General features: G+C 42.3%; 18 protein-coding genes and 1 tRNA gene. All 19 read right to left on the reverse strand.

What is annotated here, in order from left to right; genetic code table 11:
- Window positions 1-229 precede the first annotated feature (229 nt).
- Window positions 230-1,672 carry a hypothetical protein gene (locus KDK67_RS02105; RefSeq protein ID WP_250867192.1) on the reverse strand — a complete coding sequence of 481 codons (1,443 nt, stop codon included), beginning with the start codon at window positions 1,670-1,672 and terminating at the stop codon, window positions 230-232.
- 395 nt (window positions 1,673-2,067) lie between these two features.
- Window positions 2,068-2,150: transfer RNA gene (locus KDK67_RS02110), tRNA-Ser, on the reverse strand.
- Between the two features lie 29 nt (window positions 2,151-2,179).
- Window positions 2,180-3,175, reverse strand: coding sequence for an RNA-guided pseudouridylation complex pseudouridine synthase subunit Cbf5 (locus KDK67_RS02115; protein ID WP_250867193.1), 996 nt, complete (start codon window positions 3,173-3,175; stop codon window positions 2,180-2,182).
- A gap of 22 nt (window positions 3,176-3,197) precedes the next feature.
- Entirely contained in the window at window positions 3,198-3,725 is a 528-nt protein-coding gene (gene cmk / locus KDK67_RS02120) for a (d)CMP kinase (protein ID WP_250867194.1), read from the reverse strand.
- 2 nt (window positions 3,726-3,727) lie between these two features.
- Window positions 3,728-4,348 (reverse strand): DUF106 domain-containing protein, encoded by a 621-nt coding sequence (locus KDK67_RS02125; protein WP_250867195.1) that lies wholly within the window; start codon window positions 4,346-4,348, stop codon window positions 3,728-3,730.
- 20 nt (window positions 4,349-4,368) lie between these two features.
- Window positions 4,369-5,016 carry an adenylate kinase gene (locus KDK67_RS02130; RefSeq protein WP_250867196.1) on the reverse strand — a complete coding sequence of 216 codons (648 nt, stop codon included), beginning with the start codon at window positions 5,014-5,016 and terminating at the stop codon, window positions 4,369-4,371.
- Window positions 5,017-5,037: 21 nt separating this feature from the next.
- Complete coding sequence (secY, locus tag KDK67_RS02135; RefSeq protein ID WP_250867197.1) at window positions 5,038-6,516, reverse strand: preprotein translocase subunit SecY; 1,479 nt, start codon at window positions 6,514-6,516, stop codon at window positions 5,038-5,040.
- 106 nt (window positions 6,517-6,622) lie between these two features.
- Entirely contained in the window at window positions 6,623-7,066 is a 444-nt protein-coding gene (locus KDK67_RS02140; protein ID WP_250867198.1) for an uL15m family ribosomal protein, read from the reverse strand.
- Between the two features lie 4 nt (window positions 7,067-7,070).
- Complete coding sequence (locus tag KDK67_RS02145) at window positions 7,071-7,532, reverse strand: 50S ribosomal protein L30 (protein WP_250867199.1); 462 nt, start codon at window positions 7,530-7,532, stop codon at window positions 7,071-7,073.
- 2 nt (window positions 7,533-7,534) lie between these two features.
- Complete coding sequence (locus tag KDK67_RS02150; RefSeq protein WP_011498209.1) at window positions 7,535-8,170, reverse strand: 30S ribosomal protein S5; 636 nt, start codon at window positions 8,168-8,170, stop codon at window positions 7,535-7,537.
- Between the two features lie 12 nt (window positions 8,171-8,182).
- On the reverse strand, window positions 8,183-8,704 hold the full coding sequence (locus KDK67_RS02155) for a 50S ribosomal protein L18 (RefSeq protein WP_250867200.1): 522 nt from the start codon (window positions 8,702-8,704) through the stop codon (window positions 8,183-8,185).
- 59 nt (window positions 8,705-8,763) lie between these two features.
- Window positions 8,764-9,210, reverse strand: a complete 447-nt coding sequence (locus tag KDK67_RS02160) for a 50S ribosomal protein L19e (protein WP_250867201.1) — start codon at window positions 9,208-9,210, stop codon at window positions 8,764-8,766.
- A gap of 1 nt (window position 9,211) precedes the next feature.
- On the reverse strand, window positions 9,212-9,658 hold the full coding sequence (locus KDK67_RS02165) for a 50S ribosomal protein L32e (RefSeq protein WP_250867202.1): 447 nt from the start codon (window positions 9,656-9,658) through the stop codon (window positions 9,212-9,214).
- Window positions 9,659-9,681: 23 nt separating this feature from the next.
- Window positions 9,682-10,215, reverse strand: a complete 534-nt coding sequence (gene rpl6p, locus KDK67_RS02170) for a 50S ribosomal protein L6 (protein ID WP_250867203.1) — start codon at window positions 10,213-10,215, stop codon at window positions 9,682-9,684.
- 18 nt (window positions 10,216-10,233) lie between these two features.
- Window positions 10,234-10,626 (reverse strand): 30S ribosomal protein S8, encoded by a 393-nt coding sequence (locus KDK67_RS02175; RefSeq protein ID WP_250867204.1) that lies wholly within the window; start codon window positions 10,624-10,626, stop codon window positions 10,234-10,236.
- A gap of 11 nt (window positions 10,627-10,637) precedes the next feature.
- Window positions 10,638-10,790 (reverse strand): 30S ribosomal protein S14, encoded by a 153-nt coding sequence (locus KDK67_RS02180; RefSeq protein ID WP_011498203.1) that lies wholly within the window; start codon window positions 10,788-10,790, stop codon window positions 10,638-10,640.
- Complete coding sequence (locus tag KDK67_RS02185) at window positions 10,790-11,287, reverse strand: 50S ribosomal protein L5 (protein ID WP_250867257.1); 498 nt, start codon at window positions 11,285-11,287, stop codon at window positions 10,790-10,792. Before KDK67_RS02185 ends, KDK67_RS02180 begins: the two co-directional genes overlap by 1 nt.
- Before the next feature lie 4 nt (window positions 11,288-11,291).
- Complete coding sequence (locus KDK67_RS02190; protein ID WP_250867205.1) at window positions 11,292-12,002, reverse strand: 30S ribosomal protein S4e; 711 nt, start codon at window positions 12,000-12,002, stop codon at window positions 11,292-11,294.
- A gap of 4 nt (window positions 12,003-12,006) precedes the next feature.
- On the reverse strand, window positions 12,007-12,360 hold the full coding sequence (gene rplX / locus KDK67_RS02195) for a 50S ribosomal protein L24 (RefSeq protein WP_250867206.1): 354 nt from the start codon (window positions 12,358-12,360) through the stop codon (window positions 12,007-12,009).
- Window positions 12,361-12,364: the final 4 nt, after the last annotated feature.

Here is a 12,364-nt window from a genome sequence, read left to right on the forward strand (position 1 = left end):
TTCAGAACATATAAAGATTTCTGACACAGATTTCAGATCAGAGAGAACATAACGTTAAAGCGAATAGGATGCTTGTCGTGAATGTGGGAAACAAGGCCTTTCATATGATAGCACAAAGGAGCTTGTTTCAAAACTTAAGAAGCATGGTGATCTGTTGGCTGTTAATACAGAGTTGTTTAGGATGGGGAGTTAAATATCTTGCAACTAACTTTAATGACTTATTTTTATTTTATGGTAAATAATAAGTTAGCAGTTGCCTTGCCATTCCTGAAACCAGTGACGTAATAGTATCAATCTGACTTAATATTAAAATTACTTGTATAACTGTAAGAATAATTATAAAAATTGTTAAATTTTTAACAGATTTTTGTATTTTCTTGTTGTAATAAATGTTTTTTAGTGCTAAGTTGCTGCTAGAATGTTTATTTAATATACTAACATACGATTCTATATACTTAATATTTGAATTAATCATTTTGTTAATTTGATCGTCAAATAAGTAATTATGTGGTTCGTTTAGTTCACGAAAATCATGATATTTTCTTGTAGAAGTCATGACGAATTTTTGAAATTCTACTTTAAATCTTTCAAAATTGAAAATGTACTTGATAATTAGTTCCCTATTAGAGATTACTTGATCAAATTCGTTTTTATTTATGTGTTCTAGTTCATTAGATATCAATAATTGATGACTTGTACCTTTTCTTTTCTCTACTTCCACCCATCTATCAAAACCAATGAGTTCAAATGTTATTTCACTCATTAGAGGGTACTGGATAAAGTGTTTTATATCAGAGTATCCATTATCCGCATTTGCATTTTTTCGATTTGCAAGTAGGGAATAGTTTGAATATAAATTATAAGTATATGCATTTATTGCAAAAATATAGTTGTTGAATTTATATAATGGATAAATGCTTGTAGGAATGTCTAAACACTGGAGAAAATGACTATTATCTGCTAACCACTGACGTGTTTCTTCTAACTCCAGTGGATAATTTATAGAAAATAGATCAATTGAAGGAACATATGATATATCCTCTTTAGACAAAGTAAAGAAGCTACCTTCGAAATATGATGACAAAAAATTAATGATCTTAGTTTTGAGTTCCTGTTTAATTTGATTTATTTTTTGAAATTTTATGTTGTTTGGTGAAGTAGTTGATGTGTAGGTTCCGTCTAATAATTTGAATTCTTCTATTTTTTCACCAAAAGTAGAATATAAAATGTCATTAATTTTTTCAGAGATATTAGGGTTTAAAGAGGTATGGATTTGTAAATGTATAGCTGATGGTAGAGTAACGTTTAAGGTTATTACAATGCCTACAAATTCGGGGTCTAGTTTTTGGGTAACTGCCCTTTCACCTTTACTAACTTCTTTAGCTAGTATAGTTGGAAGAATAATGGTTCTTTGAAATGCATTTTGTTTATTGTTGTCAAGTAGTTCTCTGTATTTTAATTCATTTTTATCAAAATTATTTAGACCTGAATACAATCGATCCAATGAGTTGAAAAAAGAATCCCATTTCTCAATAAAAATAATCTCAGATAGAATAATTGAATCATAGTACACTTTTTCATTATTAGGAGGATAGCACATTTCATTAAGTTGCTTAATAGTGTCTTTTCTTGAGTTACACGTATAACTGCCAGATGATATTTTATCACTCATTTTTACCACATTATTTTAACTATTAAAGCACAAACATTTTCAGAGATTATATTTCCATCACAATATAGAAGTAATCTGGTTTTTCTTTCCGAAATAAGATTAATTCATTTCTAGAATGTTAACAATAAATATGTGGTGTTATAAAAATTTTTGTGTTTTGTTTATATTAAAATCATAAATTTTAGTTTAGAAAATTTGCCTGTTAAATTGAACAATTTCTCAATTTTCCTTCTATCCTGTTATACTTAAGAATATACTCCCCATCTGAATCCTAATCTACATGGAAGAGGGACAAAAATACTACAATTACTAATATCTACTTTAATATATGGAATTAAGTACAATCAAAATAAGTAGATCGATCACATCAAAAAAAGCACTCAAAAAGAATTATACGCCGAGGGGGAGATTCGAACTCCCGAGGGGTCAAGCCCCACAAGCTTTCCAGGCTTGCGCCCTACCACTAGACTACCTCGGCAAAAATGCCAGATTCGTGCTGACCGGCGTTTATTTCGCCTTCCAGCACCTTGGATAAATAGCGGCATCCATTATTACCCTTTCGGTCACACAAGCTATGCCGTGACTTTCATTTTCAAGTTCATTTGCATCCATAGAGGACTTGCAAAGTGCCACAGCTTCCCCTTTTAGAGTGAAAACGGCAATTATGTCATCTTTTTTGATGCATTTACTAAATGAAACGATCCCCGGAACTGCAAGGGAAGCACCCCTGCAAACAGCATCTACAGCAGTATCACGTACGATGATTTTCGGCAGATGGGACAGACCATCTTCCATTGGACGTACCAATTTGCGTAGTTCAGACTCATCGCCATCTTCCTGCCAGTACACGCATGCATCCTTGAGGTCATATAATGATACAAGAGTATCTTCCCTGAACGGACCTGTTCCGGTTCTGCGAAGCTGCTTCATGTGTCCGCCACAACCAAGGACCAGACCTATGTCATGACAGAGCTTACGAAGATACGTACCTGCCTCACAGCCCACCCTCATGAGCACTTCTCTGCCTTCGATCTCAAGGACATCGAGGTAATAGATGTTCCTGATCCTCAATTGTCTTTTAACAGCGGAGATAATTGGAGGGGTCTGGTAGATAGGACCTGTGAATTCTTTGCATGCTTTTCGGATCTTCCTTTCAGGAATGTCATCATGCAAATGCATAACACATATGTACTCTTTTCCGGAAAGACGCAGAGCTGAGATAGCTTTTGTTGCCTTGCCAAGCATCACGGGGAGCAGACCTGTTACGTGTGGGTCAAGTGACCCGGAATGTCCAGCTTTTTTTACACCGAGCATATCCCGTACCCATGCTGTGACCTCGTGACTTGTCGGACCTGTTGCCTTATCGAGGTTCACAACACCCATGTTGATGTACTCGAGGATCGGCCGGTCCCGGGGAAGACAGCCGTATGCTGCATTGGTAGTTGTGTGGAACTTTTCCACCATTATATCCACATCTTTGGAAAAACGTTTAGATGAAACCATGAACTAAAAACTCCATTGATAATTAAAAACTGCCACAGGCATCAATTGCTTTCTTAAGCATGTCTGTGATCACAAACTGATCCCAGCGACTGGAATCGACCACTAGGTCATAGACAGAGAGATCATTGATATCAATGGAATGAATCTCTTTGTAACGAAGAGCTTCTGAAGCTTCGCGCTCTACAGTTTCTTGCATGCGCACTTCAAAAGAAGAACCTTCCCTGTCAACTATTCTCTTAACACGCACTTCAAGAGGGGCTTTTATCCATATTTTAAGCGCTTTTTTTGCCATTTGACCGGCAAGTCTGCCCTCGAGTATAAGATTATCTGAAGAATTAGCTATATCCGATTGTCTCTTATCTATCTCGACATCAATACTTGGATCGGATTCCGCGAGACGACCGAATTCAGCAAGGGTCACACCACGTTCTTTTGCAAGACCCCTGAAAACATCACCTGCGGATATCACCTCCACAGAATAATGTTCGGCCAGCAGCTTCCCCACAGTAGTGGTTCCACTGCCAGGCAAGCCACTAATAGTCAGTAGCATACTTAGACGCCACCGATATTAAGTGCTTTACGTACTACCTGACTAATAGCCAGTGATGTAATGAAATACCAGAAGATCCAGTACTGGATAGGACCTATTACCGTCTCGACCAATACCTGTTCTCCCCAGAATGGAAATACAAGGAATGCACCCGGATGACCACTTATGTAGTGGTATGCCCACATGAAGAGTGGGAGAGATATTATACTGATGTATGCCATTGGCTTGAACTGTTGTTTTGACATCTCCATCTGGTCGCCCATCATATCAGCACGCTGCTCTTCCAGTTTTTTCACCATATAGGTGTTCTGGGAAAGCTGTGCTTCCCGGAATTCCTTCTGGAATGACTTCATGCGCTCCTGTGTGTTGCGCATCAGGTCCCAGTCAATTGTATATTTCTGTATGAGGGATGCATAAAGAGCAGTTATAGCTGCCATTATGAACAGCATTATGTGGAAGTTACCTTCACCGACCATCATACTGATAGGGTCCATAAAGACACCCATGATGGCACCTATGGCCTCCCTACCATCCTCCCCAAGTACGACAATGCCTATCATTAAAGAAATACCGACCGCCAGAACAAACTTTTCTGCGGTCTTTTTGAAATTAGAATCTGCCATGCGTCACACCTGTTTTTCGTTTATTTGTACTGATCAAGGATATTACAGATATCCGAAAATACCCGATCTATTGCACCAGTACCGTCGATGTCCACAAGAAGACCTTTCTCCTTATAATAGTTAATGAGAGGTTGGGTCTTTTCCTTGTATGAATCAAGTCTCTGACGAATAACATCTTCCTTATCATCATCACGCTGGTAAAGCTCTGCACCACATGCATCACAGACATTCTCCTTTTCAGGAGGGTTGAACTTCATGTGATAACTTTCACCGCATGTACACATGTGCCTGCCACAAAGGCGGGTGACAAGCTCCTCATCGGCAACATCGATGTTCAGCACAACCTCTAAAGGCATGCCGATCACCTCAAGAATAGCAGATAAAGCATCTGCCTGAGGAGTTGTCCTTGGATAACCATCGAGAAGATAGCCAGGCTTACAATCGGATTCAGCCAGACGGTTCTTTATGATACCAATAAGTACATCATCAGGAACCAGTTCGCCTTTATCCATGTAGCCCTTTGCTTCTTTACCAAGTTCAGTACCATCACGTACATTGGCCCTCAGAATATCACCAGTAGATATGTGAGGGATCTGATAGTGCTTAGCGAGTTCTTTGGCCTGGGTGCCTTTTCCTGCACCCGGTGGACCAAACAATACAACATTCATCAATATATCTCCATTTTTTTATTATTCCCGCCCGAAGAACGATCTGACCATTGGATGCATTTCCATCATCTGTTCAGATGCAATATCCTCATACAGGCGATACACAATACTCACGGTAAGCAATAGTCCAGTACCTCCGGCACCACCTATGGTACCGAGCATACTTGCCAGAAGCGTCAGTGCACCGATGAAAGCACCACCAATGATAGTGACCTTCGGGATGTATCTGAGCATTACTTTCTCTATACTTCCGACATTACGCCTGAAACCTGGGATCTGCATACCTGAATTGAATACCTTCTGAGCAGTTGGTTTTGCACCCATTCCGGTCGTTTCGATCCAGAACAGAGCGAATATGATACCGCCACCGATCAGGAAGACCGCATCAATGAACACATGCAAACCGACCTGCCACATTGATGGCACAGCAACACCATAGCCTGTGAACGTCTCCCTCACAAGTGATGGGATCCAGTCATATGGACTGTTGATCGGTGAAATATAATACATGATGCCGTTGATGGGCGTTGAACCGGAATATTCACCAAATATGTTGATACCACGTCCTGAAAGCAGCAGACCTATCATCTGAAGGTTTGCCTGAAGTGCCCTGACAAGAATCATCGGAAGGACTGAAGCATAGATCAGTTTTACAGGGAACCTGCCCCTGGCACCTCTTACTGCACTGTGTGCAAGAGGGATCTCTATACGAGTACTTTCCGCGAACACGACAATCAGGAATATAGCTATCGTAGTGATCAGTGCAAGTACCCCACCTCTGATGAGCAGGAACATTACTCCTTCACTGGTTGCGATGTAATCCAAACCAACATTCTGAACGATGTATATCCACTTTGGAAGGATACCAATTGGAAGACCTGTGGTGTCAATACCCCAATTGAACAGACCTGTTACGATCTGCTGGGAAACACCAGCCACGATGAAAAGTCCCACACCGGACCCAATTCCCCATTTTGATACGATCTCATCCATGAAGAGGATAAGGACTCCACCAATACAGATCTGAACGAAGATTATTCCTGTAACGACACTTGGAGTTACACCAAGTGCAGATGCCACACCCACATCAGGCATTATGTAACCACCAACGATCTGTGGCAGAGCTTCAAGAACGATCATAACAAAGACCATGAATTTCTGTGCACCCTGGAAGAATGCCTGGTCTGCGGGATCGGACATATTGAGTTTGATGACGTCAGCACCAACAAGAAGCTGAAGTACGATAGATGCTGTGACGATAGGACCTATACCCAGCAGCATCAAAGAACCAGATGCTCCTGCAAAGAAAGCACGATATTGTTCAAACAGGTCAATGGAATCACTTGAAAGACCAAACAGTGGAATATTCGCCAGAGCGAAATAAAGCACTAGAATTCCAAGAGTCCACATTAACTTGTTTTTAAAATGCACATGCCCTTCCGGACTAGCTACGGCGGGCAATCTATTAAAAATCGGTTCCAAACTCTCCCTGAGACTCATTAACTACACCCTTTGATTAGGTTTGAAATCCAGAATAACTGGAAAACAAATTAAGTAGCACAGTATAAGATAAACAACAAATATAAAAGTAATGTCTTAAAAGACATTACTCCTTAAATTCTACGCAGGATCCACCTGCAGTTTCGATCTTGCCCCTTGCAACTTCTGAGAAGTTGCATGCAGTAACAACCATATTCTTTGTTACTTTTCCGGTACCAAGAACTTTTTCTATTTCCAGATCTGCAAGGTCGATGACATATGCTCCAGCTTCAAGCTTTGCAAAGCCATCTTCTACGAGCTGATCTGCAAGTTCATCAAGTTCGCCTACATTCACTACAGAAACGTCATGGATCGCCTTTAATGGGCGGGAAAAACCACGTTCGCTTCCACGTATGTAACCGAGCTGAAGAGCCCTTGTAAAGTGGTGTTTGTTTTCACCAGATCTACCACGGCCACCACGGTTACCTGCACCGCGCCGGTTCTTGGTAGTTCCGCCACCACAGGTACGGGAACCCCTGAACTTCTTTGTGTTGCATTTTCTGCTAGTCATAACATCACCTCATCTTGTTCAAAAGTGCCTTGATATCATCGCCATGGTTTCCAAGGACACCGCCCTGCTGAGCAGTCCTTTTGATACCAGCATGTCCCTTCCTTGGAGGGTGAAGCCTGAAAACAGGTTTCAACAATGGGACATCGGTGATCTTTGCATCACCATTGACAAGAGCTTCTGCAAAGGAAGCAATGGAAGCAAACTCAGAGTTTTCCTTCACATATTCATTGGTAAGGCGAGCATCGCCCTCCAACCTTCCACGATTGCCGAGTATCTCAGTCAATGATTCAACATCGACAGTACCGTATGCGACGTAGTCCTTTGCCTTCTGGATCATACCCTTATTGTTAGGGGTATCCTGAAGGAAGACGCAATGGTTGACCTTGTGTAAACGGAGCATGCCGAGGGTATCCTCGATCTTGCCGCTTACATTTACCTGGCCTCTAACTCTAACTACTGCGAACATTTTTAGGCCTCCGTCTCATCGAAAACGATTGGACGCCTTACAGTGCCCGTGTTCATCAAAGCATTGTATGTTGCCTTTGCGAAGTTGAGGGTTGTCCTAGTCTGACCTTCGGTACGTGTCCAGACATCTTTGACGCCTGCTTTTTCAAGCACTTTTCTTGCAGTGCCTCCTGCAGCAAGACCAAGCCCACGAGGAGCAGGCTTGAGAACCACAGTTACACTACCTGCTTTACCATTGACTTCAGAAGGAACGGTGTGTGGAAGTCCACAGCCACATTCCCATGATCCGCATCCACGTTTGATACGTGTGATGTTGATCTTTGCATTGTCAATAGCTTTTCTGATAGCAGGTCCTACCTGTACATCTTTTGCCTGACCAAGTCCTACGAAACCGTCTCCATTTCCAACGATAACAGTAGCCCTGAACTTGACACGCCTTCCGGAATCAGTCATTCTCTGAACCATGTTAATGTCGAGAACTTCGTCCTCAAGTTCAGGTAATAATAGATCTACTATTTTTGATTCCCTTATAGGCAGACCGGAATCCATAGCTTCATCCATGGATGTGACCTGTCCATCAAAGACAAGCTTTCCGAGCCTTGTCTGTGGAACCCATTCTTCATTATATTCATATGCCATATTAACCACACCTTAACTGAACTCGGCAAGGATCTTTTCCTTTACTGCATCGAACACTTCAGGCAGATTTGATCCTTCCATGTATTCTGCAACGTGTTCTCCCCTTATGCGCTCATCGGATGGGAACACTGAGGAGTTGTGAGGAACATCAAATCCAGCATCAACAACACCTTTGAGTGCTGCATAGACACGGGAACCTACAGATGATGACTGAATACCGATATCCAACACACCGCTCTCGTAGCCTTCAGCAAGTGCCTTGTAACCAAACAAGAGCCCTGTGAGGTATGCTGCGGTAGTGTTACCGGCAGATCCTTCATAGCCATACTTTGCAAGCTCTTTAGAGATCGCGGATGACATTGTTACATCCCCATTTGCATCAGGTGCAACAAGCTGTATCTGCATGTGCCTTGCGCTCTTACGCACGACAACACGATCCTCTCTTGACAAAAGCAACCTGAGTCTCTGGTGATAATCTGTACGCCCTTCCCTTCGTCGCCTGAACGCGACTTTATAACGGGGTCCTGTAGCCATATTAGATCCTCCACATCAGTTTAACATTTAAATTTGTTTTCATTATTCATTCCTCAGGCTTACTCTTTCTTTGCAATATTGAGGTGTGTTTCCATATGAGCCAAGTTCTTGTACTCGCCACCCTTTGCCTTACGGTAAGCTTTGCAGAATGCGGATTTATCAAGTGTACCATCTGCTCGAAGCTCTTTGAGCCTCCTTCTGAGAGCACGGATCTTCTTCATCCACTGTTCTTTTCGAGGATTACGTGCACCCTTTGTACCTTTACGGGAACCATGTCCCTTACGGTGACCGTACCTGCGTTTTGCATCCCTTGCTCTTGCTCGTCCACGGCTAACGCCTTTCACAGCTTCTGCTTTAACGCTTCCACTTGCGATAAGACCACGGATATCTTCCCTTGTGATAGCAACAGCGATCTCGCTGGATGCTTCAGGATTCAGCCAAACTCTGTGAACGCCACATCCAAGCACTTTAGCTGCAAGTCTTTTTTGGTTTGTGAGATCAGTCATCTCACTCACTCCTTGCTGGGTTCAATATCTTGATGCCCATTTCTACAGCTTTTGCTTCAATAATAGCTTTCTTCCTTGCACCAACAGTCCTTCCGATCCTGATAGCCTCAAGTGAAGCATCAACACCTTCTATTCCTGCAAGATTGTTCACAAGAACTTCTGAGTATCCAGATGGATGAAGACCTTTCACTGCCTTAGGACTTCCATATCCTGCCTGCACAACTGAACCTTTTGCTTTAATGCCTTTGCGCAGTTTACCCTGAAGACCTCTTGGACGTCTCCAGTTAGAATCCAGACGCTTGTACTTGTGTGAATCGGCCCTTTTGAAATCAGGCTTTTTGCCCTTCTGGACCTTTCTTACATTGAAAAGTCTCTTGGACTCTACATCAAGTGCAAGTTCGGTGGACACTGCTTCCTTCATGTTAGTTTCATTAACTGTATCTTCCATTCAGATCACCTACAATATCTCTCTTACACTCGCTTGTCTACGATGTATATACCATCCTGGAACACACGTGGGTCGAAGCGCTTGATCTTGGTCTTCTGCTCAATGTTAGCAGCGGTCTGGCCGACATCTTCCTTGTTGATACCGGAAACAATTACCTCATCGCCGCTTGCCTTTACAGAGGTTTCACCGAGGATATTTGATACCCTAGGCTTCTTCTCACCAAGGAAATTGTTGATGACGAACTGCTTGCCATTGACCTTGATCTGCATTGGAAAGTGAGAGTAGACCACTTTCATATGGTACTCAAAACCATCCACAACACCTTTCATCATATTGGTGATGTGGGAGGTATATGTTCCAACCATTGCTCTCTGTTTTTTCCTCGATGAAGCAGAGTCAACGATAATTTCTGAACCGTTCACTTCAATATTCACGCCTGGATACCACAAGAATCTTGTATTGGTACCTTTGGGCCCTGAAGCAGACAGGACGTGCTTCTCAAACGTCACTGTCACACCTTCAGGAATCGAGATTATTTTCTTGATTTCTTTTGCCATATCATCTCACCCTTAATCTTAGTATACAAATGATAATAACTGACCACCGACATTGTTCTCACGAGCCTCGTACTGGGAGACTACTCCATTAGGGGTTGTGAGGATCAATACACCAAAGTTCTTAGCAGGAAGGAATTGTTTCTCCCATCTCTCGAACTCAGTTACTCCTACGGAGTAGCGTGGCTTGATAGCTCCACATTTGTTAATACGTCCAATAAGTTCAACTGTATAAACTCCAGCCTTACCATCTTCTACGAACTCAAAATCACCGATATATCCACGGTCATTCATGACCTTAAGGACATTTCCAATGAGTTTTGATGCAGGTCTGATCGTACAGGAATCTTTACCAACAGCTTCTGCGTTCTTGATCATAGATAACGCATCAGCAAGAGGATCTAATAATACCATATCTGTTCACCTCACGAATATTTTTCAAATCCCATGTCATGGGCAATTTCCCTGAAACAATGCCTGCAAAGATAGATCCCATACTTGCGCACAAGACCCTGCTTTCTGCCGCATCTTTTACACTCGTTTGCGCCTCTTCCAAAATTCTTCACTGTCTGAGTCATCATTCTACCTCCACAGCATACTTATCCTTAAAGAAAGATATCGTATCCTCTTTTGTGATCTTGTGGGAAGTTGGTATCTTTCGTTTTGCGATCCTTCTTTTGCTCACCCTGTAACCAGGACGATTTACAATCACAGCGATATCCATTCCAAAGATACCGATGTTTGGATCGTATCTCATGCCTGGATAATCGGTGTGCTCTTCAACACCAAATGAAACGTTACCAAAGATATCGAACTGAGATTCGTCGATCTTTCTTTCAACGATTCCCAATGAAGTCTCAAGAAAACTTTCTGCTGCTTCGCCACGAAGTGTGACCTTACATCCGATAGGTTCTCCCTTTTTGATAGTGAATGCTGGAAGTGTCCTCTTTGCATAGCTCCTGACAACTGTCTGTCCGGTAACTGTCTCAAGGATACTCTCTGCATCAACAAGGTGCTGACCACTTTCACCAACGCCCATGTGGACGACTACCTTCTCGACCTTAGGATTTCTCATTGGATTACTCAACAGTTTCACCACCTATGAAGATCTCTGGCTTGGATTCACCGATCACGAACACATAATCTTCGATGGTCTCGAATTCGGTCTCACCGGAAATAGTAACTGTGTTGTTCTTGGAACTTTTCACTGTGTTGATATCTTTGATAGATCCAACTTCGCCTGCATGGCTTCCACCAACGATCATTGCAAGATTGCCCACTTCATATTTGATGTGTTTGACGATCTTTTTGTCTGGAACGGACAGGACTATTGAATCCTTGGTGTTGTAATCGTTGGAACCAATGATATTGACACCATCGTTAAGACGCATCTGGGTCTTACCTTCTTTGATAGAGGTCTTACCTTCAATGCGGCACAATTTGTCAGCACCTGTTCCATCAAGTTTGTTCAGCACAAGTCTGCTCTTTCCATCGAGCATTACGCGGTATTCCACGTTGTTCAATGGGATGGTAATAATATCCATCAGACCTACAGGGAACCTAAGGTCCTTTCTTGCTACTCCGTCAACAAGTACATTGCCTTCAGAGAGTACTCTCTTTGCTTCTGCGCGGTTATCGACAACACCGAGCATATCCCTGAGTATGACTGCTAATGGGATGCTCTGGAGTCTGTTGTGAGGACCAGGCCTTGTGGATGTTATCCATTTGTTGGATTTCTTTGAAATCTGCCAACTTTTTGGGACAGATATCCTCTTTTGATGAGTGGCCACGAATTCACCTACCTCTTGATAATATTGAATCTCTACGTTTATCGTTCATTTCTAGTGATGTGATCATCACATTTGAAGGATAGATCGGCCTTGGAACCTCGGTTCCATCCACCTTGCTGACAGAAACACCTTCTACAACAATTGTTCCGCTCTTCAAGGATAATGCCTCGACCTTTCCTTTAACACCTGCATGGTCGCCACGCATCACAATTACAGTGTCACCTACAATGACATTTGCACTGCGACCGTACTTACCACGAAGGTCCTTTGACAGAGGTGCCGCCATGTACTTCTGCTTCATGTGAAGTGGAGCCTCGTAACGTGCTTTTCTCTGTTTCCTTGGCTGTTTTGATACCATATTT

The sequence above is a fragment of the Methanococcoides seepicolus genome, from assembly GCF_023684405.1.
In the GTDB taxonomy this organism is placed as follows: domain Archaea; phylum Halobacteriota; class Methanosarcinia; order Methanosarcinales; family Methanosarcinaceae; genus Methanococcoides; species Methanococcoides seepicolus.

Coding starts and splice junctions, on each gene's coding strand:
- KDK67_RS02105 (WP_250867192.1), bottom strand. CDS start 1,672: ATGAGTGATAAAATATCATCTGGCAGTTATACGTGTAACTCAAGAAAA.
- KDK67_RS02115 (WP_250867193.1), bottom strand. CDS start 3,175: ATGGTTTCATCTAAACGTTTTTCCAAAGATGTGGATATAATGGTGGAA.
- cmk (WP_250867194.1), bottom strand. CDS start 3,725: ATGCTACTGACTATTAGTGGCTTGCCTGGCAGTGGAACCACTACTGTG.
- KDK67_RS02125 (WP_250867195.1), bottom strand. CDS start 4,348: ATGGCAGATTCTAATTTCAAAAAGACCGCAGAAAAGTTTGTTCTGGCG.
- KDK67_RS02130 (WP_250867196.1), bottom strand. CDS start 5,016: ATGAATGTTGTATTGTTTGGTCCACCGGGTGCAGGAAAAGGCACCCAG.
- secY (WP_250867197.1), bottom strand. CDS start 6,516: ATGAGTCTCAGGGAGAGTTTGGAACCGATTTTTAATAGATTGCCCGCC.
- KDK67_RS02140 (WP_250867198.1), bottom strand. CDS start 7,066: ATGACTAGCAGAAAATGCAACACAAAGAAGTTCAGGGGTTCCCGTACC.
- KDK67_RS02145 (WP_250867199.1), bottom strand. CDS start 7,532: ATGTTCGCAGTAGTTAGAGTTAGAGGCCAGGTAAATGTAAGCGGCAAG.
- KDK67_RS02150 (WP_011498209.1), bottom strand. CDS start 8,170: ATGGCATATGAATATAATGAAGAATGGGTTCCACAGACAAGGCTCGGA.
- KDK67_RS02155 (WP_250867200.1), bottom strand. CDS start 8,704: ATGGCTACAGGACCCCGTTATAAAGTCGCGTTCAGGCGACGAAGGGAA.
- KDK67_RS02160 (WP_250867201.1), bottom strand. CDS start 9,210: ATGACTGATCTCACAAACCAAAAAAGACTTGCAGCTAAAGTGCTTGGA.
- KDK67_RS02165 (WP_250867202.1), bottom strand. CDS start 9,658: ATGGAAGATACAGTTAATGAAACTAACATGAAGGAAGCAGTGTCCACC.
- rpl6p (WP_250867203.1), bottom strand. CDS start 10,215: ATGGCAAAAGAAATCAAGAAAATAATCTCGATTCCTGAAGGTGTGACA.
- KDK67_RS02175 (WP_250867204.1), bottom strand. CDS start 10,626: ATGGTATTATTAGATCCTCTTGCTGATGCGTTATCTATGATCAAGAAC.
- KDK67_RS02180 (WP_011498203.1), bottom strand. CDS start 10,790: ATGACTCAGACAGTGAAGAATTTTGGAAGAGGCGCAAACGAGTGTAAA.
- KDK67_RS02185 (WP_250867257.1), bottom strand. CDS start 11,287: ATGAGAAATCCTAAGGTCGAGAAGGTAGTCGTCCACATGGGCGTTGGT.
- rplX (WP_250867206.1), bottom strand. CDS start 12,360: ATGGTATCAAAACAGCCAAGGAAACAGAGAAAAGCACGTTACGAGGCT.